15 protein-coding genes, 1 tRNA gene and 2 pseudogenes are annotated in these 25,073 nt (G+C 68.0%); 4 read left to right on the plus strand and 14 right to left on the minus strand.

Features of this window, described 5'->3' with window-relative positions; translation table 11 throughout:
* Positions 1–3: 3 nt before the first annotated feature.
* From LG388_RS12345 to LG388_RS12385, 9 genes and pseudogenes are all read right to left on the minus strand, one after another.
* Positions 4–1,080 (minus strand): DUF4331 family protein, encoded by a 1,077-nt coding sequence (locus tag LG388_RS12345; RefSeq protein ID WP_180872670.1) that lies wholly within the window; start codon positions 1,078–1,080, stop codon positions 4–6.
* 521 nt (positions 1,081–1,601) lie between these two features.
* Complete coding sequence (locus LG388_RS12350) at positions 1,602–3,131, minus strand: transposase (protein ID WP_370630176.1); 1,530 nt, start codon at positions 3,129–3,131, stop codon at positions 1,602–1,604.
* Between the two features lie 1,032 nt (positions 3,132–4,163).
* Positions 4,164–4,643: a DM13 domain-containing protein gene (locus LG388_RS12355; protein WP_047290306.1), complete on the minus strand. Its 480-nt coding sequence runs from the start codon at positions 4,641–4,643 to the stop codon at positions 4,164–4,166.
* A gap of 352 nt (positions 4,644–4,995) precedes the next feature.
* Positions 4,996–5,325, minus strand: coding sequence for an NRDE family protein (locus tag LG388_RS12360; RefSeq protein WP_255632169.1), 330 nt, complete (start codon positions 5,323–5,325; stop codon positions 4,996–4,998).
* Between the two features lie 303 nt (positions 5,326–5,628).
* Positions 5,629–7,038, minus strand: a pseudogene (locus LG388_RS12365) (transposase); the annotation flags it as partial.
* A 12-nt stretch (positions 7,039–7,050) separates the two neighbouring features.
* Positions 7,051–7,808: pseudogene (locus tag LG388_RS12370) on the minus strand (IS5 family transposase).
* Positions 7,809–7,841: 33 nt separating this feature from the next.
* The gene (locus LG388_RS12375) at positions 7,842–9,695 is read right to left on the minus strand and encodes an integrase arm-type DNA-binding domain-containing protein (protein WP_225783041.1); all 1,854 of its coding nucleotides are present in this window, start codon (positions 9,693–9,695) and stop codon (positions 7,842–7,844) included.
* 238 nt (positions 9,696–9,933) lie between these two features.
* Positions 9,934–10,007 (minus strand) — tRNA-Gly (locus LG388_RS12380).
* Between the two features lie 231 nt (positions 10,008–10,238).
* A complete protein-coding gene (locus LG388_RS12385; protein ID WP_225783042.1) occupies positions 10,239–10,409 on the minus strand; it encodes a hypothetical protein in 171 nt (56 codons plus the stop codon).
* A 94-nt stretch (positions 10,410–10,503) separates the two neighbouring features.
* Between LG388_RS12385 and LG388_RS12390 the strand changes: the two genes are divergently transcribed.
* A protein-coding gene (locus LG388_RS12390; RefSeq protein ID WP_225783043.1) for an IS5 family transposase occupies positions 10,504–11,315 on the plus strand; the annotation gives its coding sequence in 2 pieces (ribosomal slippage) (positions 10,504–10,840 and positions 10,840–11,315; 813 coding nt in all).
* 91 nt (positions 11,316–11,406) lie between these two features.
* Positions 11,407–12,495, plus strand: coding sequence for an IS5-like element ISCte5 family transposase (locus LG388_RS12395; RefSeq protein ID WP_225781276.1), 1,089 nt, complete (start codon positions 11,407–11,409; stop codon positions 12,493–12,495).
* Positions 12,496–12,781: 286 nt separating this feature from the next.
* Here LG388_RS12395 and LG388_RS12400 read toward each other — a convergent pair whose 3' ends face one another.
* The 5 genes from LG388_RS12400 to imuA all read right to left on the minus strand — a co-directional run bounded on the left by LG388_RS12400 (position 12,782) and on the right by imuA (position 20,299).
* On the minus strand, positions 12,782–13,726 hold the full coding sequence (locus LG388_RS12400; protein WP_225783044.1) for a hypothetical protein: 945 nt from the start codon (positions 13,724–13,726) through the stop codon (positions 12,782–12,784).
* 109 nt (positions 13,727–13,835) lie between these two features.
* On the minus strand, positions 13,836–14,417 hold the full coding sequence (locus LG388_RS12405) for a 2'-5' RNA ligase family protein (protein ID WP_225783045.1): 582 nt from the start codon (positions 14,415–14,417) through the stop codon (positions 13,836–13,838).
* 36 nt (positions 14,418–14,453) lie between these two features.
* Positions 14,454–17,957: an error-prone DNA polymerase gene (locus tag LG388_RS12410; protein WP_225783046.1), complete on the minus strand. Its 3,504-nt coding sequence runs from the start codon at positions 17,955–17,957 to the stop codon at positions 14,454–14,456.
* Entirely contained in the window at positions 17,950–19,464 is a 1,515-nt protein-coding gene (locus LG388_RS12415) for a DNA polymerase Y family protein (RefSeq protein ID WP_225783047.1), read from the minus strand. Before LG388_RS12415 ends, LG388_RS12410 begins: the two co-directional genes overlap by 8 nt.
* A complete protein-coding gene (imuA, locus tag LG388_RS12420) occupies positions 19,430–20,299 on the minus strand; it encodes a translesion DNA synthesis-associated protein ImuA (RefSeq protein ID WP_225783048.1) in 870 nt (289 codons plus the stop codon). The genes LG388_RS12415 and imuA overlap by 35 nt, the downstream gene beginning before the upstream one ends.
* Positions 20,300–20,636: 337 nt before the next feature.
* On the opposite strand from imuA, the gene LG388_RS12425 reads away from it, so the two are divergent.
* The gene (locus tag LG388_RS12425; RefSeq protein WP_225783590.1) at positions 20,637–21,863 is read left to right on the plus strand and encodes an efflux RND transporter periplasmic adaptor subunit; all 1,227 of its coding nucleotides are present in this window, start codon (positions 20,637–20,639) and stop codon (positions 21,861–21,863) included.
* A 10-nt stretch (positions 21,864–21,873) separates the two neighbouring features.
* Entirely contained in the window at positions 21,874–25,017 is a 3,144-nt protein-coding gene (locus LG388_RS12430) for an efflux RND transporter permease subunit (RefSeq protein ID WP_304956847.1), read from the plus strand.
* Positions 25,018–25,073: the final 56 nt, after the last annotated feature.

A 25,073-nucleotide genomic window follows, 5' to 3' on the forward strand; every position in this document is an offset into this window, starting at 1 on the left:
TCTTCAATTCGCCCCTTTCTTGATTGGGACGACATACGGGAAGGCTGCGCGCTGGCGCGTAAAGCTATTGGCGTTGTCAGTGACCGGCCGGCCAAGGAACCGGCTCAGCTGCACATCCATGGCGTCATCGGTTGGCTTGCGCCCGTTGATACCATTAAAGTTGAAGCTGGCCGGTGTTCCCGGCTTATACGGAATGACATCAGGCAAAAGTTCGGCCGCAAGCTTGTCCGCATAGGCAACCTTGTCCCTCACGGTGCTGTCACGGTCCAGCGTGATCGCGCGCAAGACCAAGCCGGCGACGGCATATTTTTGCTTGTGATCGATATCGGGCCGGTGACCGACATGTTCGGCAACTTCCATCTGGTTGTTTGCCAAAAACAGATGGGTCATCAAAGGATTCGCGATGCGATTTACCTGCTCCCATTTATCGACGTTGTAGAATGCACTGGAGGCGTAAACGAAGATTTCCTTGGGAAGCATCGCATTCGGAACCTCAATCACGATTACGCTGCTGTAAAGATTCTCGAAGAGGTCTCCCCCCTTGGAAAACGCCGCCATTTCCAGCTTGCCCGTCCCAATGCCATCAAGGAACTTGTCTAGGCCTTCCCCATTCCCGACAAAGGGATCAAGAGCCGGCCCCGTCCAGACGCGGACTCCATTGCTGAAGGTTTGGGTGGCCCCAACGGACGCTTGTCCAAATTCCACTCCTTTCACGCCGACAGGCTGATTGGCACCTTCTTTCGACAAACCAAAGAAAAGCTTTTCGCCTTTCAGGTGAACGGTGATTGTCATCCCTTTTTCTGAACTGGCGCGATCTTCGGCGATATGAAGACTGTAGACGCCATTCTCGCCGAACTGCGCCTGTCCGTCCTTTTTTGTCTGGGGATTGATGTCCATCACAAAGGTCGTAAAACCTTTGCGCTCGGAATCGAAGACGTACAGATCCGTCAAATCGAACTGCGGATGCTCCTTGGCTAAGCGGCTTTCGAAATGATGACTTGCCTGTGCCGCTGTAGATAGAAACAATGTAGAAAACACCGCTATAGCCAGCGCGCTCAACTTGCTTTTCATGTTTTTCATTCGGAATATCCTCTCGTACTTATCAATAGAAAATGGTTCGCGGCCGCATAGCCTGGACCGCACCCACCCAGTTCGCAGGCCCTAGCTCGCTGGCTGCACGACGACGGGAAGGGGCGGCTCCTTGCCGGCCTCGTGGTAGCGGATGTCCTTCAACTGAAGCTCTCCAGTTACGCGCGTTCGAGAAGTGCGACTGTGCCTTGACCGCCGTCGGCGCAAATGCTGACGATCGCCCGCGACCCAACTGGCATGGCCCAAAGTTCCTTCAGGGTATAGGAAGTTCAACCGCCCTTTTTTGCGAGTCTGGCAGGTAGGAAGCGGCCGCGCAAGCGCCGCTTTGGGCACAGATCGGGCACAGATCGGGGGTTCATGCGTGGGTTTTCGACATCGCGGGGCCACGCAGCGGCTCAGTGCGTAGCCATTTCTCACCGAATCCCGGCACAGGGCCGAGCGCAGCCCTGCGGGGTCGTGGCCGCATCGGATCGGACTCTGGCTTGGCTGCCGGCTGTGTGGCCGGCACCTCGTCACGCGGCCGGCGGCGGCGCGCGCGGTCCGGGCCGGTAGTGCGCTTGCTCCAGCGCGCCGTGCTTCTCGAAGTGGGCGAGGATGGCGCGGATGGCGGTGGGTTCCTCGATGCTGGCGACGATCCGTACCGCGCCGCCGCAGTGGGCGCAGGTGGTGATGTCGATGGAAAAGACCCGCTTGAGCCGTTGCGCCCAGCTCATCGCACGGCGCTTCTGCTCGGGGCTGCGCGGCTCGTCGTGGGCGCTTGCGTCAACCGGCGCCGCATCGCCCGCAGGCCGCTTGCCGCGCCCCGAGGGCGTCAGCTGCGCACGCAGGTTTGCATTCGGGGCGAATACGCCGTGGAAGCGGGTGAGATGCGCGCGAGGTGGCGGGACCAGTGCCGCCAGCTTGGCGATGAAGTCCACCGCATCCCATTCGACATGCGTGGTGCCATTGCGCCATGGCGTCTTGAGCTGGTAACGCACCCTGCCCTGTGGCGAGATCGATAGCCGCTGCTCGCTGATCGCCGGGCGCGTGATGTAGCGGCACAGCTTTTCGAGCTTGTGGCTCTCGTGTGCTTCCGCGGCCACGCCGGCATGCAGCGAGAAGCCGCCGACCTTGCCGACATCGCCCTCCAGCGAGCCTGCGTCACCGGGCAATGTTTGCAGCGTGACGACCTTGCGGCCAGCGTCGCGACCGGTGGCGATGCGGTAGGTCATCGAACTCATCCGCAGCCCATCCATGCCGTCGTCGCTACCCGCGCTGTCGGACAGGAACACGGATTCGTCTTCGCCTTCGAGCCAGCCGCGGCGCGACAGGTGCCGGCACACGCGATGCGCGATGGTGTTGGCGAGCTGCGTCAGTTGCGCAGAGGTGGGGGCGCGGCGCAGGCGCGGCTTGCGCCGCGGGGGCTCGACGTTCGCGTCGTACACGCCGTCGAGCCACAGCATGTGGAAGTGAACATTCAGGTTCAGCGCGCTGCCGAAGCGCTGGATCAGGGTCACCGCACCGCATTGCGCGCTGGCGTGGTCGACGCCGACTTGATCGGCTAACCAGCCGGCGATGACGCGCTGCACGATCACCAGCACCGGGTCGATGGCCTCCGGCTTGCTGGCGAACAGGAAGCGCAACGGGTAGGGGAAACTCAGCACCCATTGCCGCACCGGCCGCGGGCCGAACACCTCGTCCACCAGATGCCGCGCCGACTCGGCCATGCGCCGCGCGCCGCAGCTGGGGCACAGCCCGCGCTTCTTGCAGGAATACGCCACCAGCCTCTCGGCACGACAGTGCTCGCAGACCACGCGCAGGAAGCCGTGCTCGAGCACGCCGCAGCGCAGGTAGGTCTCGAACTCCTCGCGCACATACTCGGGCAGCGGGCGGTCTTCGGCCTCAAGACGCGCGATGAAGTCCGGGTAGTGCGCCTGCACTAGCGCGTACAGCAGCGTGCGCTCGGGAACATGGCGTGCGTAGCTCGGCGCGGCCGCCAGCGCGGTGTTTGCGGCACGGGCGACACGCGGCGCGGCGCGTCCCTCCGGTGCGGTGAGGCACAGCACGGAACGATCCTGCGCATCGACGGCTGCACAGTGTTCCGCGCGGCCTCATCGCCGCCCATCGGCATTTCTCCCGCGCATGGGTAAGACATCGGCGCGGCGCAGCGTAGCAAATCACCTACCTGAGGGCACCTCTAAAAACCCCCGCTCTCGCGCCAGCAGCCCTCAGCAGAGTGCCCCGCTGACGGCATCAGGGTGATCCTCCGGGTACAACAACTGCGGCGCATGACAATCGATCCTGAAGCTGGCCAGAAACCGGCGGACAACCCGCAAAACGGGGATGAGAGTTCCCGATTCGACTGCGGCGCAGAGGGTCAGGTCTAGAATTGTTGCACCGCGTCGCATTCAGCAACAAAGCACAACAACTGCGGCGCATGACAATGAATCCTGAAGCTGGCCAGAAACCGGCGGACAACCCGCAAAACGGGGATGAGAGTTCCCGATTCGACTGTGGCAGCAAGGCGCAGGTCCATGCAGCATTTCATCACTGAGAGACTTTTTCGCCGCCTTCAGGCTGTTGAGGAAGCGTCTGTAGATGCAGCCGCTGCGCGAGCGATTGCAGGCGGCGCAGCAGTGATTCATGGTTGCCGAATCTGCTGCGGCCAGGCCTCCCGCTGACGCAGTGCTGGACCTGCCACGCGCAACCCGAATCGAGGTCTTGTCCGGCACGCTAAAAGAGCAGGTCAAAGATAGCCATGGCCCGCTCCCAGTGCATGCTCTGCGGGTTTTTGACCTTAGGATCGATGCCGACGGCCAAATGATCTGACATCTGCGCAACTCCCAGCTATTGTTGAGGGGCTGGGGTGGTACCGCACCACGTTGGCTTGCCTACATCGGCGGTCCTCAAAGGCCGCTAGATCCTTTATCGACGTTAAGGTGCGGGATGGGGATCGCTCGGCTCGTCTGTCGGCTGCTATCCGCAGATATCATGTTGACGGTCCCTCCACCCTGGCTCCTACATACCGCGTAGGAGCCGGGAGGAACATACAAGCCATGCTCGGCTGCTCTTCGCCCAGATGCTTGGGATGTTGTTCAACCCGGCGTGCGGTACTGCCCGGCGGAAATGAACTGCTCGAACCGTTCGCACCACACCACTACGGTGGTGTAATCGTCCACGTTGACGCTTTCAGGCACGTCCACCAGGAAACGGTTGAAGGTCTTCACCTCGCCGATGCGCTGGGCCTGTGCCTTGATCTTCAGGAAATCGGCCTTGTTGTCGACGAAGTCACGGACCAGGTACACCTTGTAATCCGGACCCGGACCCATCTTGCCGTCGAACGCGACCTGGCGCGGGCTGACGCTGACGTTGCCTTCCGCCCAATGCACCGCATCACTGCCCTTGAGGTCGCGGCGAAAGGTGGTGCGGTAGGGGGCGTCTTTCATGGCCGCCTGCACCTGCGCAACCGGCGGGTCATCGGGGGCGATCAGGATCGGCAGGAGATAGACGCCCAGGCCGAAGCCCAGGCCGAGGGTGAGCAGGTGGGTGGCGAGCAGGATGAGGATGCGGCGCATGGGGCCTCCTTGTGGTTGCGATCGATCGCGCGGCGAAGTGCCGGGCCTGACCACCCTGGGAGGTCAGGGCCGACATTATATAGGCACAGGGCCGATTGCGAAAAGGGCACAGTCGGGTGGCTGCGATGCTGAAAGCCCTCTGGCGAGGGCGGATCGCGGTCGCGGCTGGAAGCTGAATGACGTATCAGGCGCTGCGCTGACGACGACCGCCACGTCAATGACGACATGCGTGCGGTAGTGCCGGCCGCTGGCCGGCAGCTGCGTGGCCTGCCTGAAAATCCGGAGGTTGCCGGCCAGTGGCCGGCACTACCCTGCTGAAAAGAGGTTCCGGCCAGCGGCCAGCGTGACCGGGTCAGAAAATGACGTGGCTCTGTCCGTTGGCTGCGCCCTGAGGGCCGAAGCGACGCTCGTGGATCTGCCCGTGCCCTTCGGCATCGATCAGCAGCACCGTGCTGGCGCGGGTGCCATAGTCGTCGCCGCGGATGAAGGCCGGGCTCAGCCAGCGCTCGCGTTCCAATCCGATGCCGGTGTCGGGCAGGTCGCTGTCGGCGGGGCGATGTTCGTCCGCCAGGGCGGCCCAGAGCGGGGTCAGGTCCTCATCGCCGGCCTCGAACCAGGCTTCAAGCGCGGCCATCAGTCGTCGGGTCTTCGGCCAAGGTGCGTCCAGCGCGCCGTTGGACATGCCATGCACGCCCGGGCCCAGGCGCTGGCGCTCGGCAGGGTGGTTGCGGGTATAGGAAGTTCAACCGCCCTTTTTTGCGAGTCTGGCAGGTAGGAAGCGGCCGCGCAAGCGCCGCTTTGGGCACAGATCGGGCACAGATCGGGGGTTCATGCGTGGGTTTTCGACATCGCGGGGCCACGCAGCGGCTCAGTGCGTAGCCATTTCTCACCGAATCCCGGCACAGGGCCGAGCGCAGCCCTGCGGGGTCGTGGCCGCATCGGATCGGACTCTGGCTTGGCTGCCGGCTGTGTGGCCGGCGCCTCATCACGCGGCGGGCGGCGGGGCGCGCGCTGCGGGCCGGTAGTGCGCTTGCTCCAGCGCGCCGTGCTTCTCGAAGTGGGCGAGGATGGCGCGGATGGCGGTGGGTTCTTCGATGCTGGCGACGATCCGTACCGCGCCGCCGCAGTGGGCGCAGGTGGTGATGTCGATGGAAAAGACCCGCTTGAGCCGTTGCGCCCAGCTCATCGCACGGCGCTTCTGCTCGGGGCTGCGCGGCTCGTCGTGGGCGCTGACGTCCACTGGCGCCGCATCGCCCGCAGGCCGCTTGCCGCGCCCCGAGGGCGTCAGCTGCGCGCGCAGGTTTGCATTCGGGGCAAACACACCGTGGAAACGGGTCAGGTGGGCGCGAGGTGGCGGGACCAGTGCGGCCAGTTTCGCGATGAAGTCGACCGCATCCCATTCGACATGGGTGGTGCCATTGCGCCATGGCGTCTTGAGCTGGTAACGCACCCTGCCCTGTGGCGAGATCGATAGCCGCTGCTCGCTGATCGCCGGGCGCGTGATGTAGCGGCACAGCTTTTCGAGCTTGTGGCTTTCGTGTGCTTCCGCGGCCACGCCGGCATGCAGCGAGAAGCCGCCGACCTTGCCGGCGTCGCCCTCCAGCGAGCCTGCGTCACCGGGCAATGTTTGCAGCGTGACGACCTTGCGGCCAGCGTCGCGACCGGTGGCGATGCGGTAGGTCATCGAACTCATCCGCAGCCCATCCATGCCGTCGTCGCTACCCGCGCTGTCGGACAGGAACACGGATTCGTCTTCGCCTTCGAGCCAGCCGCGGCGCGACAGGTGCCGGCACACGCGATGCGCGATGGTGTTGGCGAGCTGCGTCAGTTGCGCAGAGGTGGGGGCGCGGCGCAGGCGCGGTTTGCGCCGCGGGGGCTCGACGTTCGCGTCGTACACGCCGTCGAGCCACAGCATGTGGAAGTGGATGTTGAGATTCAGCGCGCTGCCGAAGCGCTGGATCAGGGTCACCGCACCGCATTGCGCCGTATCCCGCGGCACGCCGGCCTGATCGGCAAGCCAACCGGCGATCACACGATGCACGATGCCCAGCACCGGGCCGATCGCCTCAGGCTTGCTGGCGAACAGGAAGCGCAACGGGTACGGGAAACTCAGCACCCATTGCCGCACCGGCCGCGGGCCGAACACCTCGTCCACCAGATGCCGCGCCGACTCGGCCATGCGCCGTGCGCCGCAGCTCGGGCACAGCCCGCGCTTCTTGCAGGAATACGCCACCAGCCTCTCGGCACGACAGTGCTCGCAGACCACGCGCAGGAAGCCGTGCTCGAGCACGCCGCAGCGCAGGTAGGTCTCGAACTCCTCGCGCACATACTCGGGCAGCGGGCGGTCTTCGGCCTCAAGACGCGCGATGAAGTCCGGGTAGTGCGCCTGCACTAGGGCCTGTTAACACTATCGCAACGATTCGACGATCAGTGCGAAGTGGATGAAGGCCGCGAACATGACGTCGAGCTTGTCGAAGCGGCTGAAGATGCGGCGGAACCCTTTCAGACGGCGGAACAGGCGCTCGATTTCGTTGCGGCGCTTGTAGATCTCGGTGTTGTACGCCCATGGCTGGGCCCGCAGCGGATGCGGGGGCACGACCGGATCCAGGCCCAGATCCAGCGCGAGCTGCCGGGTTTCATTGCCCTCGTAGGCGCGATCCATGACCAGATGGCAGCGCGCGGGCAGGGGTGGCAGGGCATGCAGCAGGGCGCGACCGGCTGGGGCATCGCCCGCCTGGCCCGGCGAAAGCGAGAAGGCTAACGCGCAGCGGGAATCCGCGGCAGCCATATGAATTTTGGTGGTCCAGCCTCCGCGGGAGCGGCCGATGGCCTGCGGGCCGTTTTTTTTCGTGCGCCGGTGCCGTCCGGGTGGACCTTGACGATCGTACTGTCCAGGCTGACCGCCTCCAGCCGCACCCGGACCAGCTGTTCGGCCTGCATGCGCTCGAAGACCCGATCCAGGACCCCGGCCTTGGCCCACCGGTTCATCCGCGTGTGAATCGTGTGCCAGTTGCCGAACCGCTTGGGCAGGGCCCGCCACTTGCAGCCATTTTCGGCCACGAACAGGATCGCGTTGAGCACTTGAAGGTTGTCCAGCGACACATTGCCCCGCTGCCGCGGCAGGCAATCCTCGATACGCGCGAATTGCGCAGGCGTAAGTTCCATGCGCAGTATGTTAGCACGTAGTGTTAACAGGCCCTAGGCGACTCCGACTCGCAGCGGGGTCCATTCGCTTTCCTTCACGGCTGCGCTCACTGCCATGACGAGCTTGTCGAGATTGCTGGCCGTCACGCCCTCCAGTGCCGAATGCCCCCGCAGCATCGAGCGCGGTTGCAGCAGTGCATGGTAGATCTGCCAAGGATCCGCACCCCTGGTCAGCTTGAGGACGGACTGGATCAGCTCGTGTTTGAGTGGGTCGAGATGCCAATCCGGCACGCGCTGGCCGCGGTTGCCCACGTTCAACGCCAGCAAGTTGCCCGCCTTGATCTCGTAGCTGATCCACCTGCGGGACTTGCCCGCCATCTTGGCAAACGCCGCGACGGGAAGGTTGTGCGGCGCTTCGAAGACATCGAACAGCTCCATCCTCTCGCGCTGAATGTCCGAGGGCACCAGCGGCGCGGCCGATCGAGGGGGCGGAACCGCCGGCAGCCGATGTGTGGCGGCAGAAACCAACGGCATGGCGTCACCCGGCTTCGTCACCAGCAGGATTGGCGAAGCGGCAACCGGCGTGGAAGGTGCGCTTGCGGTTTGCTCATTCGGGAACGCGGGTACGCCTTCCAGATGCACGGTGAGCGGCATACTGGCCGCCTCGACCTGGTTCTGCTCGAAGAGGTCGAGCCGATCGGCCCAGTCCTGCATCATGCGGCGACGCTGCTCCACGTACTCGGCATGGTTGTAGGTCGCGCTGACCTTGTTGGGATCGACATGCGAGAGCTGTGCATCCACCCAGACCTTCGGGTAGCCGATCTCGTTGAGCGCAGTGGACATCGTGCCGCGGATGCCGTGCCCCGTCAGGCGTTCCTGATAGCCCATGCGCTTGAGGGCACCATTGAGCGTGTTCTCGCTGATGCGCTTCTTCAAGTCGCTGTCGTGCCGGAACAGGTAGCGCTGGGCCGGCTTGAACTCATCGAGCAGGTGCCGGACGATCTCCATGGCCTGAATCGACAGCGGCACGATGTAGGGCGGGATGTCCTTCGGCTGCTGCCGCTTCTTGCGCATATCCACCTGGAGTTGCTTCACGACGTCGGGCGGGATGATCCACAGTCCACGGTCCAGATCGAATTGATCCGGCATCGCCTGTCGCAGCTCTCCGGTTCGCACGCCGGTCAGCAGCAGTAGCCGCAGCCCGAGCTGGGTCTGCCGCCGGCCGCGATAGCTGCGCAGCCTCTGCAACAGCCTTGGCAGCTCGGCCATACGCAGGAACGGGTTGTGGTTGACGGGTGGCAGTGGCAGCGCCACCACATCGAGATCGGAGGCCGGGTTCTGCTCCAGGCCCGGCACGATCACCAACGCGTAGCGGAACAGTTGGTTGAACCACGTCCTGACTTTCTCGGCAACGGAGAGCGCCTTGCGCTTCTCGATCTTGGCGATCACCTCCAAGAGGTCGGGACGCTTGATCTCATAGACCGACCGCTTGCCCAAGGCGGGCAGCACATCCTTGTCGAAGATGCGCGGAAGTATCGAGAGAGTCGTCTGCCGGCCTTCCTTGAGGCTGAGCCCGCGATGCTTGAGCCACTTGCGATACACCGCCTCGAAGGTGTTTTCGTCGGCGAGTCGGACAGCGGTCCGCTTCTGCTTGCGGTGAACGCGAGGATTGGTGCCTTTGGCCAGCAGGGCGCGCGCTTCGTCGCGCAGGCTGCGGGCCTCGCGAAGCGTCACCTCCGGGTAGGTGCCGAGCGACATCCGCTTCTGCTTGCCCGCCCAGTAGTAGCGGAAGTGCCAAGTTCTGCCCCCTGCAGCCGTGACGGCCAGAGAGAGGCCATCCAGGTCAGGGAGGGTGTATGCCTTGCCAGTTGCCTTGGCCTGCCGAACGGCCAGGTCTGAGAGTGCCATGCTCTTGCTCCTGAACATGAGTCAGGAACCAGATGCTGGTCACGTCGACCTCGCCCCTCCATCAACAATCCGGAATCAGCCGCGCCCGCAAAAATGGACTTGTTTGTGGACTCAAAAGCCCCGGCTGTAGGCGGATCGCAGTGGACCGCGGCAGAACGTCAAAGAGAGGAAAAGTCCTTGTGTGGCAACGACTTGCAGACTCTCTTGGACTTCTGCGGAAGTCCGCAGAATGATGCAGTGGAGCGGGTGAAGGGAATCGAACCCTCGTATGAAGCTTGGGAAGCTGCCGTTCTACCATTGAACTACACCCGCAGCGGCGCGCATTCTACTGTGCGAATCAGGGGGGCCGGCCAATGCGGCAACGATGACGCGCACCAGGGCCCGAGCAAGGGCGTCAGCAGCACGCGGATGGCCTCACGAGGCAATCTCCCAACGTCGCCATCGTGGGCACCTCTGTCCGGGCGGCCCGCGCCGCCCGCCCGTTGAAGCCGCGGAGGGAGGAGCGCGCTTGCCCGGACAGTGAGGCGCCTGGGGGCCGGCCCTTCAGGGCCGGCCGGGGTCGAGGATGTGGACCCCTTCCTTGAGCGGCGGCTGGCCAGGCCGCGGGTCTTCCTCGTCATCGAGCTCGGCCAGGCGCACTTCGGCCTCGGTGTTGGCCTGTTCGGCAAGCTGGGCTTCGTCGGCTTCGGGGACGGACGGCGGCGTCGAGGTCATCGTGGGCTCCTTGTCGTGAGAACAGGCGCTCCACGCTAAGAGCTACTAACAAAACCATGTCATCATCGAGCGCTTGATTGGTGTTTGATGAGGCATGGGTCGAAACAGGAATAGAGAAATCAGCGCCGCGCTGTTCAAGAAGGTTGCCCCGCTGTTGCCGGTAGTCGTTGCCTCGGCCAAAGGCGGTCGCCCACGAGTGAGCGACGAGATGGCCCTGAACGGCATTCTGTTCGTGCTGCGCACCGGCATTCCCTGGGAGGAGTTGCCCCAGGAACTGGGCTTTGGCAGTGGCATGACCTGTTGGCGGCGTCTGCGTGATTGGCAGGCTGCGGGCGTGTGGCATCGCCTGCATCTGTTGTTGCTCGGTGAATTGCGCGGCGCCGGCAAACTGGACTTCAGCCGTGCGAGCATGGACGCGGCCAGTGTGGCCAGCCCCCGGGGGGCCACTACACCGGCCCCAACCCCACGGACAGGGGCAAACTCGCAAGCAAGCGCCACATCATCACGGACCGCCAAGGCATCCCACTGATCTTCTGCGTCACGGGCGCCAACCGGCATGACTCGGTGGTTTTCGAGCAACTGGTCGACGCGTTGCCAGCGGTACGTGGCTGTCGCGGTCGGCCCAGGCGCTGGCCGCACAAACTGCATGTCGACAAGGGCTATGACTATGCTCGCTGCCGCTTTCACCTGCGCAAGCTGGGGATCACCGCGCGTATTGCCCGGCGCGGCATCGAACGCAACGACCGGCTCGGGCGTCATCGCTGGGTGGTCGAGCGCACGCACGCCTGGCTGGCCGCCTTCGGCAAGCTGCGTACTCGTTTCGAGCGCCGCATCGACATTCATGTCGCGTTGCTCTCGCTGGCCTGCTGCGTTATCTGCATTCGCCATCTCCCACCGTTTTGTTAGCCGCTCTAACAGGCCGTTGAAAAATCCCCTGCGAGCGTCCGCGTCGGCCGCTACGATCTGAAGCCATCCCGGAACAACTGCGACAAGAAAGATGAGAGGCAACCAAGACTTCCAGGGGGCGATGTTTAGCTACATCAGCCTTGAAGAAAGAGTGCCAGCGGCACACCCGCTGCGCAAGTTGCGCGCCGTGGTGGATGCGCTGCTGTCGAGCATGAACAGCGAGTTCGAAGCGGTGTACGCCCGCCGTGGCCGCCCCTCGGTGCCGCCGGAGATGCTGCTCAAGGCCTTGCTGCTGCAAATCCTGTTCTCCATCCGCAGCGAACGCCAGCTGGTCGAGGCGGTCAACTACAACCTGCTGTACCGCTGGTTCGTGGGCCTGAACATTGAAGACAAGGTCTGGGACCACTCCACCTTCAGCGCCAACCGCGAACGCCTCTTCAACGAAGACCTGGCGCGCGCCTTCTTCGAGCGCGTCAAGCTCAGCGCCCAGTGGGGCCGGCTTGCCAGCGACGAACACTTCAGCGTGGACGGCACGCTGATTGAGGCCTGGGCCTCGCACAAGAGTTTCAAACGCAAAGACGACGACAGCGGCACGCCACCCGGACGCAACCCCGAGGTGAACTTCAAAGGGCAGGAGCGCTGCAACGACACCCACGCCAGCACCACCGATGCCGATGCCCGGCTGTTCAAGAAGAGCGCGGGCGACAAATCTCGCCTGTGCCACATGGGGCACATCCTCATGGAGAACCGCAACGGGCTGATCGTGGATGTGGAGATCACACATGCCAGTGGCACCGCCGAGCGCGAGGCGGCGCTGGCGATGCTCAAACGCCGGGGAAACAAGAACAAGCGGGCCACGGTCGGGGCCGACAAAGGTTACGACAGCCAGGCCTTCATCAAGGGCTGCCGAAAGCTCAAAGTCACGCCACACGTGGCGGCCAAGGACAAGCACTCGGCGGTCGATGGCCGCATCCGGCGCCACGAGGGCTACAAGACCAGCCTCAAAGTGCGCAAGCGCATCGAGGAGGCCTTTGGCTGGATCAAGACAGTGGGTGGTCTGGCCAAGACCAAATTGATCGGTCAGGCCAAGCTCGCGGGCCAGGCGCTGCTGTGCTTTGCCACCTACAACCTGGTGCGCATGGGCAGTCTGGGCGGCTGGTGGGACGCGCATCATGCGTGAACCATGGGATACGTGCGCCCGGAACGGGCAAAACGGCCTGCAAACAGGCCGAAATGGCCGCTCCAATCGCTGCGCAGGCCAGTTTGGGCGATCCGTTTCTTCGAAATCCACGACCCTGGCGCGTTCGATGAGCATTTTTTCAACGGCCTGCTAAAGGCCCGCAGGCGGCCGGCCTGTAGGCCGGTGGGCGTCCTGCGCGTCGTCGCTGCCGCCAGGGGCAGGCATCCGCCAGACGCCAACCAGGCCGCGCGAGCCGCCTGCACAAAAGGAACGCGCCGCCATGGCTTCAGTGGCAGGGAACGAGCAGGTCCTGCGCGTCCTCGTCGAAGCCGGGCATGGGCTGGGCACGCGCCAGCGCCATCCACACGGCGAAAGGCAGGCGCTGCACGGGTCGGTACACGGCCGCGCGCGCCACGACCAGGCGCGGCCCCTCCTGCATGAGCACGCCACAGCCTTCGGGCACTTCCTCGGGCGCGGCGATGGCGCGGCCTTTGGCGTCCTGCCCCAGCACGTACCAGCATTCGCCGCCCAGGTCGAGGTAGGCCGCGCGCTTGTCTGCCTTGCGCAGGTCGCCCAGCAGGTCGGCGCGGCTGACCTTGATCTCGTGCACCAGCGGGTGGCAATAGGCTTCCACGCTGGTGTTGCGGATCGAGAAGACATCGGGGCAGGCGATGCACCAGCGCGCCGGGCCGTCCTGTTCACCCTGCGTGTCTTCCAGCAGGCCCCGCGCCTGCGCGCCCGCAAGCGCCTGCGGTGCCGGCAGCCGCGCGCGCAGGCGCAGCCCGCGCCAGGCCAGGCGGCCGTTGCGCGTCATCTGCCGGGCCACCTGCTCGACCAGGGCTTCATGGGCCGTCAGGCGCGCGCGGTGGCCCCCATGTACCTGGGCCAGGTGCGCGATGCCCGCGTCGCTCAGGCGCAGCGTCTCGTGGCCCGAGGCATCGCGCTCGCGCGTGAGCAGGCCGGCCGCCAGCAGTTCGACCTCCACCAGGTCGCCGCAAGGCCAGCCGGCCGAGCGGTGCAACTCGCGCAGGCGCCGCGCATGCACCCGGCCCAGCGCGCGGTGCAGCGGCGGATCGGCCACGGGCGGCTCACGGCCGGGCTCCTCCACCGGCGGTTCGCCGGGCGGCGGATCGACCTCGGGCGGCTGCTCCGGAAACGGCGAGGGCGGCGGCATGCCGGGCGGCAGATCGGGGGCGGGCGGCGGCGGGCCGAAGGGGGTTTCAAGCAGCATGGGCAGGTCGGGGGCCAAAGCGTCGCAGCGCTCCCAAGGAGGCCTGAACGCGTGAAGAGAGCATGAAGCGCCGGGGGAAGGCGCGGGCGGTGGGGTACAGCCTAGCGGATCAGGCCACGCTTGTGGGCCGGCCGGGGTGACAGGACGTGTCCGTGGGCGGGGCCAATGCGTAGCGTTGCAGCACCTCGTGCTGCGCGGGCTCCCAGGGCCGCATCCAGGAGCGCACCAGCAGAAACTCGCGCACGGGCCAGCGCAGAGGCTCCAGCGGCGCGGCGCCGGCCCGCGGCACCTTCCACGCCAGGGTGACATGCGGCGACCAGCTGCGGGCCACGCGCTGGCCCCGCAGGCAGCGGCACAGGCCGGCGTGCAGATTCGCCAGCCCGGTATCGGCGCGCGGCCGGGCCACGGCGACCTCGTTGCCGGACCACACGCCCGACCAGGCCAGTTCCAGGTCGAAGGCCTGCGCGCCAAGGCTGGACAGCGCGCGCGCCACCTCCGCGAGCGCTTCGTCGTCCAGCGGCCCCAACGCCTGCAAGGTCAGGTGCAGGCGATGCGGCTGGGGCAGGTGGCAGCCGCGCGGCCACCACCAGCGGTCGCGGTGCGCAGCCAGCGCCCGGGCCAGTTCCTCCGGCGGGCGCAGCCACACGTAGGCTTGCGGAAAGGATTCGTACACGGGCAGGTCCCGGGGCATGGTGCTGTCTCTGTTCTGTTGTTCTGTATTTGCCGGTCAATGAAAGTCCCGGCTGCGCTGGCGCTGGGCCAGCTGGCCCAGCCAGGGGGTGAGGTCCTTGAAGCGCGCGGCGATCAGGTGCCGCACCGGGGTGGTGCCGGGCTCGCGCTGCGCTTCGCCCGGCCCGCATTGCCATTGCCCTTGCACGGCCAGCAGCTGCGACTGCAGCAGCGGCACGCGCCAGGCCTCGACCACGCCCGGCCAGACGATCACGTTCACGGGGCCGGTCTCGTCCTCCAGCGTGACGAAGATGGTGCCCTTGGCCGTGCCCGGGCGCTGGCGCACGGTGACGATGCCGCAGGCGCGCACGGTGCGGCCATGCGGCACGGCCTCCAGTTCGCGTGCGCTGAGCAGGCGCAGCCGCGCCAGGCGCGGGCGCAGCAGCGCCAGCGGGTGGCGGCGCAGGGTCAGGCCCAGCGCGGCATAGTCGCCCGCGATCTCTTCGCCTTCGCTGGCCAGGGGCAGCTGCAGCGGCGCCTCGTGCACGGGCACGCCCTGCAGCAAGGAAGGCATGCGCGAACCCGCGCCGCGCGGCCCCGTTGCTTCCCACACCTGCTGGCGCCGGTGGCCGGCCAGCGCGCGCAGGGCCTCGGCGCCGGCCAATGCGGCCATGTCGCGCGGGTCCAGTTCGGCGCGCAAGGCAAGGTCTTCCACGCTGGTGAAGGGCCGCTGCGCGCGCGCGGCGACCACGCGCAGGGCGCCGGCCTTGCTCAAGCCGTCGATGCGCGACAGGCCCAGGCGCACGGCGGGCTGGCCCCGTCCGTCCTGCCGGCCCTGGAAAGCGGCATGGCGCGCTGCCAGGTGCGGCGGCACGAAGCCAGGATCACGCGGCTCCAGCGTGCAGTCATAGTCGCTGGCCATCACGTCCACGGGCCGCACGTCCACGCCGTGGCGGCGCGCGTCCTGCACCAGTTGCGAAGGCGTGTAGAAACCCATGGGCTGCGAATCGAGCAGCGCCGCGAGGAAGCAGGCCGGCTCGTGGCACTTGAGCCAGGCGCTCACCGTCACCAGCAGCGCGAAGCTGGCGGCGTGGCTTTCGGGGAAGCCGTACTCGCCGAAGCCTTCGCACTGCTTGAAGATGGCCTCGGCGAACGCGCGGTCATAGCCTTTGTGCACCATGCCTTCGACCAGTGGCTCCTGGAAGCGGTCGATCCCGCCTTTTTTCTTCCAGGCCGCCATGGCGCGGCGCAGTCGGTCGGCTTCGTCGGCCGTGAAATCGGCCGCGATCATGGCGATCTGCATCACCTGTTCCTGGAAGATGGGCACGCCCAGGGTACGGCCCAAAGCCTCTTCCAGCTCCGGCTTGGCCAGGACAAGCGGGTCGCCCCGCCGCTGCCGTTCGCGCTGCTTCAGGTACGGATGCACCATGCCCCCATGGATGGGGCCCGGCCGCACGATGGCCACCTCCACCACCAGGTCGTAATAGCAGCGCGGCCGCAGGCGCGGCAGCATGGACATCTGCGCGCGGCTCTCGATCTGGAACACGCCGACGGTGTCGGCCGCGCAGATCATGTCGTAGGTGGCTTCGTCGTCGATGGGCAGCTGGTGCATCTCGCAGCGCGTGCCGCGCCAGTCGTTCATGAACTTCAGGGCGCGGCGGATGGCGCTGAGCATGCCCAGCGCCAGCACGTCGACCTTGAGCATGCCCATGGCTTCGAGGTCGTCCTTGTCCCACTGGATGACGGAGCGGTCTTTCATGGACGCGTTTTCCACCGGCACCAGGCGCGTGAGCCGGCCTTCGGTGAGCACGAAGCCGCCCACGTGCTGGCTCAGGTGGCGCGGAAAGCCGCGCAGCGTGCGCGCCAGTTCCACCCACAGGTGCAGCTTGTGCCACGGCTCGGCAGCGCCGGACCTGTCCATCGCCTGCCGCAGGCTGGCGGCCACGGCTTCGGTCATCACCGGCTGCGCCTGCGCATCGCCCGCCGGGCCCAGCGAATCGAACCAGTGGTGGTCCTTGGCGAAGGCGTCGACCAGGCGCGCGTCCACGCCCAGCGCCTTGCCCACGTCGCGGATGGCGCTGCGCGTGCGGTAGGCGATGACCACGGCCGCGATGGCGGCGCGCTCGCGGCCGTATTTGCCGTAGATGTACTGGATCACCTCCTCGCGGCGCTGGTGCTCGAAATCGACGTCGATGTCGGGCGGCTCCTTGCGCTCGCGGCTCAGGAAGCGCTCGAACAGCAGGTGGGCATCATCGGGCGCGAGCGCGGTGATGCCCAGGCAGTAGCAGACGGCCGAATTGGCGGAGGAGCCGCGGCCCTGGCACAGGATCTCCTTCTTTCTCGCGAAGGCCACGATGTCTTCGACGGTGAGGAAGAACATCTCGTAGCCCAGCTCGATGATCAGATCGAGTTCGTGCTGCACCTGCTGGCGCACGGCGTCGGGCAGGCCGCCGGGATAGCGCTCCCGCGCGCCGGCCCAGGTCTTGCGCGTCAATGTCTGCGCCGCCGACTCGCCCTCCTCCACCAGCTCCAGCGGGTATTGGTAGTGCTCACGCAGTTCTTCCAGCGAAAAACCGCAGCGCTCGCGCACCCGCATCGTGTGCGCGAGCAGCTCGGCCGGATAGATCTGCGCCAGCCGCAGGCGCGAACGCAGGTGGCGCTCGGCATTGGCGGTGCGCGCGAGTCCGCATTCGGCCACGGTGCATCCCAGCTGCACGGCCGTGAGCACGTCCAGCAGCGGCTTGCGCGAGCGCACGTGCATGCGCACGCCGCCCGCGGCCACGCAGGGCACGCCCGTGCGGGCGCCGGCCTCGCTCAGCGCGGCCAGCCAGAGGTCGTCATCCAGTTCCTGGTGCAGCTCCACGGCCAGCCACAGGCCGGGCGGCGCCCTCTGCGCTTCTTCGCCCGGCGGCGCGGGCGGCGCCACCCAGCCCGGATCGGCCGGCGGCACCACCTGCGCGGCCACCGCGGCCAGGTCCGCCGCCAGGGCGCCGGTGTCGATCGGCGCCCCGCTCTGGCGATGCGGCACGAACAGGATCTCGCAATCGCGCAAGGCCGCCAGCGCGGCCAGGCCGCCTTCGAGCCGGTACCGGCCCTTGCGCACCTCGTCCTGCGTGCGCGCCGCGGTGATCGTTTCGCACAGCTGCCCCCAGCTCGGGAGGTCGCGCGCCAGGGCGACCAGCGTGTAGCGCTCCAGCCGGAATTCGCTGCCGTAGAGCAGCCGGAAATCCGGGTTGCGCGGCAGCCTGGGCAGCCCCGGCTTCCTGCGCTCGATCTCGTCCAGCGTTTCGATGAAATCCTTCAGCCCCGACATCGCGCGCACCACGCCGGCCACCGAGCATTCGTCGGTGATGGCCAGGCCGGCGTAGCCTTTCGACCAGGCATGGACCGCCAGTTCCTCGGGGCTCGAGGCGCCCCGCTGGAAGCTGAAGTTGCTGAGGGCGTGCAGCTCGGTGTAGTCCGGCAGACGCGCGTGTTCCCGGGCCGGCGGCGCGGGCAGGCACGGGGCTGGGCGGCGGCGACCGTCGCGCGCGGCCTCTTCCTTGGCGCTCAGGTCAGGCATAGAGCCCCTGCAGGAACCAGCGCGCCTCCTGGCCGGTGCTGCGCAGCGTCCTGCGCTCGCAGTAGATCCACACCAGGCCGGCCTGCGGGCTGCGGGCGATGTAGTAATCGCGCGCCACGGCGGCGCCCTGCGGCCCGTCTGCCACATCGGCCGCATCTGCCCCGGCGGCCCCATCGCCGGCCTCGCCCTCTTCCCACCAGCCGTCGCCTTCCAGGCGCTGCGGGCCGACCAGCTTTTCCAGCGGGCCGTGGTAGTGCGGGCGGCCTTCGTGCACGTTCAGTGGCAACGGCGCGGGCAGCAGCCAGGTGGGCAGCAATGCGCTGACGGACGTGGCGACCGCCCGCCCGCCCGCGGCCGCAGGCGCCTGGCGCACGGCCGGCACCCAGGCCTGCATGCGCTCGGGCCGGTGGTCGGCCTGCGGCACGGGCACCTGCACGCCCTGCGGGCCGAACCGGGCGCTGAGCTTTTCCACCAGCTGGTGCAGCGGCTCGCCGGGCGCAGAATCCCACGCGTCCTGCGCCGCGCCGCCCGGGGCCAGGGCGCGGCGCGGCGGCAGCAGGCTGCGCGCGCTGGCGCTCCAGGGCGCCGTCTCGACGGAGCGCAGCCGCAGCCAGCCCGTGGGCGCGAGCAGCGTCACCTGCGCCAGGCGCTCGGCCAGCAGGCGGCGCAGGTGGGCCATCTCCTGCACGGGCTCGGCGGTGCGCACCCGCAGGCGCTGTGAACGCGGCAGCTCCACGCCCTGCAGGCGCTTGAGGTCCAGCGTCCATTCCAGCTCCAGCGCCAGCACGCCGCACTGGCGCGCCTGCAGCCACAGGCGCAGCGCGCCCAGCAGGCGCTGGGCCGACCACAGCAGTTCGGGCCCGGTGGTGGCCAGCGCGGGCAGCTCGGCCCGCTGGTCGAAGGCCTCGGGCGCCGTGAGCCAGGCCAGGCGCTCGGGCCGCAGGCCCCAGGCCACGTCGAGCGCCTCGCGCAGTTCGGCGCCGAAGCGCCGCACCAGGCCGGCGCGCGGCAGCGCCGCCGCATCGCCCCAGGTGCGGCAGCCCAGGCGGGCCAGCATCTTCAGGTGCGGCTGCGCGGCGCTCAGCGTCCACAGCGGCAGGGCCTCGGGCAGGCGCTCGGGCGGCGGCTTCCCGTGCAGGTACAGGCGCAGCCGCGCCAGCGCGACCAGGCTGCTGGCGCCCTGGGCCTGGCGCGGGCGCAGGCCTTCGGGGGCGGTGGCGGCCATCTGCCGCATCAGCGCCTGGCGGCCGCCCCACAGGCGCTCGCAGGCCGACACCTCCAGCATCAGGGCTTCGTCGCACCAGGCCACATGCGGCGTGAACTGCAGGGCCCACCAGCCCAGGGACTCGGCGTCGGGCCATGGCTGGGGTGACCGCGCGCCGGCCGATGGGACCTGGGGCGATGCAGCGTCCGGCAGCCCGGCCTCGCGGCGGGGCGCGAGGGGCGCATCCCCCCCGGCCGCGGGCGCGGCCTCAGATGGGGACCAATGCAGGGCGATCCAGTGCATGGGGTCTCGTCGGTTCCGGCGCCGCGCTTCGGGACGCCGCGCGGCGTGGCGGCCAGGGCAGCACGCGCGCCCCGGCAGGCGGCGGGGCCGTCGCGGCCTCGCTCGCCACCTTCGTGCGCCGGCGCGCCTGCGCCGCGGCCAGCAGGGCTTCGAGGGCCGCGCCCTGCGCCGGCACCTGCACGGGCTGCGAAGCCGGCGGCCCGCGCCGCTTGAGCAGGTGCAGCGACAGCAGGGCCGGCCCTTCGTGCGGGCCGGGCGCCTGCAGCTCCAGCCCCAGCCGCAGCCGGGCGGGCGAAGCCTGCTGCGCCTGCGTGGCCGGCCGCAGGATGAACAGCAGGCCGCCCTGCTTCGCCGCCGCCAGCTGCAGGCGGCGCAGGTCGGGCGCGCGCGCCTGCGGCAGCCAGGCCAGCACGGCGCCCACGTCGGCGCAGCGCAGCGCCTGTTCGCTGGCCCACAGGCGCTCGGCGGGCTTGTCGGGCTGCACGCACAGCAGGGCCTGCGAAGGCAGTCCGCCGGCCGCCAGGGCAGGCCCGAAAGGCGGCAGCGGCGGTGCCACCAGCACCACCCGCGTGCCGGGCCGCAGCGCCACGGTGCGCGCCAGTGCCGGCAGCAGCAGGGGCCACAGGGGCGGGGGAGGATCGGGCTGCAGCAGTTCGGTGAGGGCACCCTGCGGCCAGCCGCCGCCGGGCAGCTCGGCATCGAGCGCCGGGTGGCCGGTGGGGCAGACCGCCTCGCCGCCCGCGTCCAGTTCGTCCGCGCGCCAGACGCCCCGCTCCCGCAGGGCAGAAAGGTCGTCGTGCCCGGCCAGCGGGCCGGAAAAGGCGTGGGACAACATGGGACACCAAGGATAACTGTTTATTTATACAGTCTTTTGATCCTGAAGTCCTTCGCGCCGCACAAGGTCATCGGACAACTTTGCTTGCCGTTCACACAATCGATTTACGCTTCGCCCTTGCTTTTCGGGTGCGCGGCCCGTTCGCGGGCGAAAGACGCCAGCGGCACGGCCCCCAACGCGATGTTCGAAGGGCGAAAACTTCGAGAACTTTGGCGCTCATGGGCACTCTTTTTGCCTTTGCGTGCACCCACCTGCCCGGGCTGCTGCGGCGGGATTGCGAACAGACCCCGGCCGGGCGTCCCCTGACGCCCTCGCCTTCCAAGGACGACCTTTGACAGTGACTCGATATCCGGCCCTGGCGGCCCTGTTCTGTGCCCTGGGCCTGCTGGGCGCCTGCCGCGAAGCCCCCCCGCCCGCCGCCGCGCCCCCGGTGCCCGAAGTGGTGGTGCGCACGCTGCAGGTGCAGACCGTGCCGCTGCGCACCGAACTGCCGGGCCGCACGGCGCCTTTCATGACCGCCGAGGTGCGCCCGCAGGTGGGCGGCATCATCCGCAGCCAGCCCTTCACCGAAGGCACGCAGGTCAAGGCCGGGCAGGTGCTGTACGAGATCGACCCCGCCCCCTTCCAGGCCGCGCTGGCGCAGCAGGAAGGCGCGCTGGCCAATGCGCAGGCCACGGTCAATTCCACGCGCGCGCTGGCCGAGCGCTACAAGGCACTGCTGGCGCACAACGGCGTGAGCAAGCAGGAATACGACAACGCCCAGGCGGCCTACGGCCAGGCCCAGGCCCAGGTGCGGGTGCAGTCCGCCCTGCTGGAGACGGCGCGCATCAACCTGCGCTACACGCGCGTGACGGCGCCCATCGCCGGCCACACCAGCCGCAGCGCCGTGACACCGGGCGCGCTGGTCAGCGCCGGCCAGGCCACGCCGCTGCTGACCATCTCGCAGCTGGACCCGATCTATGTCGACATCTCGCAATCCAGCACCGAGATCCTGCGGCTGCGCCAGGCGCTGGCGGCCGGCAAGCTCAGCCGCGACGCCCAGGGCCAGCGCGTGACGCTGACGCTGGAGGACGGCAGCACCTACCCGCACGAAGGCCGCATCCAGCTGACCGAGGTGACGGTGGACCCGAGCAGCGCCTCGGTCACGCTGCGCGCCAGGTTCCCCAACCCCGACGGCCTGCTGCTGCCGGGCATGTACGTGCGCACCGTGGTCACCGAAGGCAGCACGCCCGACGGCATCCTGGTGCCGCAGGCCACCGTTTCGCGCGACCGCCGCGGCAACCCGCAGGCGCGCGTGGTGACGCCCGAGAACAAGCTGGAGCTGCGCCCCGTGACCGTGGCCCGTTCGGTGGGCAACCAATGGCTGGTGAGCGACGGGCTGCGGGCCGGCGACAAGCTGGTGGTGGCCGGCGGCCAGAACGTGCAGCCCGGCAACACCGTGAAGCCGGTGGACGAGCCCCCGGCTTCCGCCACGCCGCCGCAGAACGGCACGCCTGTGGCCCCCGCCGCCGCGCCAGCCGCTGGCGGCCAGAGCCCCGCCACCGCTGCGCCCGCCAAGCCCTGACCGCCCGCCGATGATTTCCCGCTACTTCATCGACCGGCCCATCTTCGCCTGGGTCATCGCCATCACGATCATGCTGGCCGGCGCGCTGGCCATCCACCTGCTGCCGCTCACGCGCTACCCGACGGTGGCGCCGCCCTCGGTGAGCATCTTCTCGTACTACCCGGGCGCCAACGCGCAGACGCTGGAGAACAGCGTCACGCAGATCATCGAGCAGCAGCTCACCGGCCTGGACGGCTACCTCTACATGACGGCGCGCAGCGATTCGTCGGGCCGCGTGCAGATCCTGGTGAGCTTCCAGCCCGGCACCAACCCCGACACCGCGCAGGTGCAGGTGCAAAACCGCGTGCAGCAGGCCATGTCGCGCCTGCCGCAGCAAGTGCAGGACCAGGGCGTGACGGTGCGCAAGGCCGGCGTGGCCACCGACCTGTTCGTCACGCTCTACGACAAGAGCGGGCGCATGCAGCCCGGCGACGTGGCGGACTTCCTGGTCAGCGACCTGCAGGACCCGATCAGCCGCGTGACCGGCGTGGGCGAGGTGCAGGTCATCGGCGGCCAGTACGCCATGCGCATCTGGCTCGACCCGTTCAAGCTGCGCAGCTACGCCCTCACGCCCAGCGACGTGCAGGCGGCCATCCAGTCGCAGAACGTGCAGCTGGCCGCCGGCCAGATCGGCGACCAGCCCGCGCCGCCGGGCCAGCAGCTCAATGCGGTGGTCAACGCGCAGTCGCGCTACCGCACGGCCGACGAGTTCAAGGCCATCCTGCTGCGCAGCAACCCCGACGGCTCCCTCGTGCAGCTCAAGGACGTGGCCCGCGTGGAACTGGGCTCGGCCAACTACACCTTCAGCGGCAACTTCAACGGCTTCCCGGCCTCGGGCATCGCGGTGCGCCTGGCGCCCGACGCCAACGCACTCGAATCCATCGCCGCCGTGAAGGCGACGGTGGAACAGCTGCGCCCCAGCTTCCCGCCCGGCGTGGACGTGTTCTATCCGGTGGACAGCACGCCCTTCGTCGAGCAGGCCATCGGCGACGTGATCAAGACGCTGCTCGAAGCCATCGTGCTGGTGGTGCTGGTGATGTTCCTGTTCCTGCAGAACTGGCGCGCCACGCTCATCCCCGCCATCGCGGTGCCGGTGGTGCTGCTGGGCACCTTCGGCGTGCTGGCGGTGTTCGGCTACTCGATCAACATGCTCACCATGTTCGGCATGGTGCTGGCCATCGGCCTGCTGGTGGACGACGCCATCGTGGTGGTGGAGAACGTCGAGCGCATCATGGAGGAGGAACACCTCTCGCCCAAGGAGGCGACGCGCAAGTCCATGGGCGAGATCACGGGCGCGCTGATCGGCATCGGCGTGGTGCTGTCGGCCGTGTTCCTGCCCATGGCCTTCTTCGGCGGCGCCACCGGCATCATCTACCGCCAGTTCTCCATCACGGTGGTCTCGGCCATGGTGCTGTCGGTGCTGGTGGCGCTGATCCTCACGCCCGCGCTGTGCGCCACGCTGCTCAAGCAGCACGTGCCGGGCCACGAGAAGAAGACCACGGGCTTTTTCGGCTGGTTCAACCGCTTCTTCGACCGCCAGGTGGAACGCTACGACGGCAGCCTGCGCCGGCGCCTGCCGCGGCGCGGCCTGTTCATGGCCATCTACGTGCTCATCTGCGCCGGCATGGTGCTGATGTTCATGAAGACGCCCACCGGCTTCCTGCCCGACGAGGACCAGGGCTCCATCATCGTCAGCTACAGCCTGCCCGAAGGCGCGACGCTGGAGCAGACGCGCGGCGTGGCGCAGCGCATCAGCACCTACTTCCGCGAGCAGGAATCGGCCAACGTCGACGGCGTGTTCACCTCGCCGGGCTTCAGCAATGCCGGCTCGGGCCAGAACCTGGGCCAGGCCTTCGTCAAGCTCAAGGACTGGGCCGACCGGCCCGGCCGCGAGAACAGCGTGTTCGCCATCCGCGAGCGCGCGCGCCAGGCGCTGGCCCAGGACCCGGTCGCGCGGCTGATCACGGTGATCGTGCCGCCGGCCGTCTCGGGCCTGGGCAACTCGGCCGGCTTCGACCTGCAGCTGCAGAACACCGGCAGCATGCCGCGCGACGAGTTCCTGGCCCTGCGCGACAAGCTGCTGGCCCGCGCGCGCGCCGACGAGAACCTGCGCCAGGTGCGCTTTTCGGGCCTGGAGGACCAGCCGCAGCTGCAAGTCGACATCGACCGCGCCAAGGCCGGCGCGCTGGGCATCCCGCAGGCGCAGGTCAACACCCTGCTCACCTCCACCGTGGGCAGCGTCTACCTGGGCGACTTCATCGACCGCGAGCGGGTGAAGAACGTCTACATGCAGGCCGACGCGCCCTATCGCATGAACCCCGAGGACATCGGCCTGTGGAGCCTGCGCACCGCCGACGGGTCGATGGCGCCCTTCTCGTCCATCGCCACCTCGCGCTGGTTCTACGGCCCCTCGGCGCTGTACCGCTACAACGGCACGCCCTCCTTCAACATCCAGGGCGAGGCGGCGCCGGGCTTCAGCTCCGGCGAGGCGCTGCAGCGCATGGAGCAGTACGTGGCCGAGCTGCCTGGCGGCGTGCGCGGCGCGTGGACGGGCCTGTCCTACCAGGAAAAGCTGGCCTCGGGCCAGGCGCTGGCGCTGTACCTCGTCTCGCTGCTGGTCGTGTTCCTGGCGCTGGCCGCGCTGTACGAAAGCTGGACCATTCCCATCTCGGTGCTGCTGGTGGTGCCGCTGGGCATCGTGGGCGCGCTGGTCGCGGCCAACCTGCGCGGGCTGAACAACGACATCTTCTTCCAGGTGGGCCTGCTCACCACCATGGGCCTGGCGGCGAAGAACGCGATCCTGATCGTGGAATTCGCGGCCGACGGCGAACGCCGCGGCCTCGCGCTGTGGGAGGCCACGCTGCAGGCCGCGCGGCTGCGCCTGCGCCCGATCCTGATGACCTCGCTGGCCTTCGGCGCGGGCGTGATCCCACTGACCATCGCGTCGGGCGCCGGCTCGGGCAGCCAGCACGCGATCGGCACCGGCGTGATTGGCGGCGTGGTGACCGGCACGGTGCTGGCCATCTTCTTCGTGCCGCTGTTCTACCTGATCATCCGCTCGCTGTTCGGGCGCCACAAGGACGACACCGCGCCCGAGCCGGCGTCGGCGCACTGAGCGCGCCTGCCAGGCGGGCGCCACGAACGCAAGAGGCCGGGCATCACCCGGCCTTT

The organism is Xenophilus sp. Marseille-Q4582, from assembly GCF_916700565.1.
GTDB lineage: Bacteria > Pseudomonadota > Gammaproteobacteria > Burkholderiales > Burkholderiaceae_C > Xenophilus.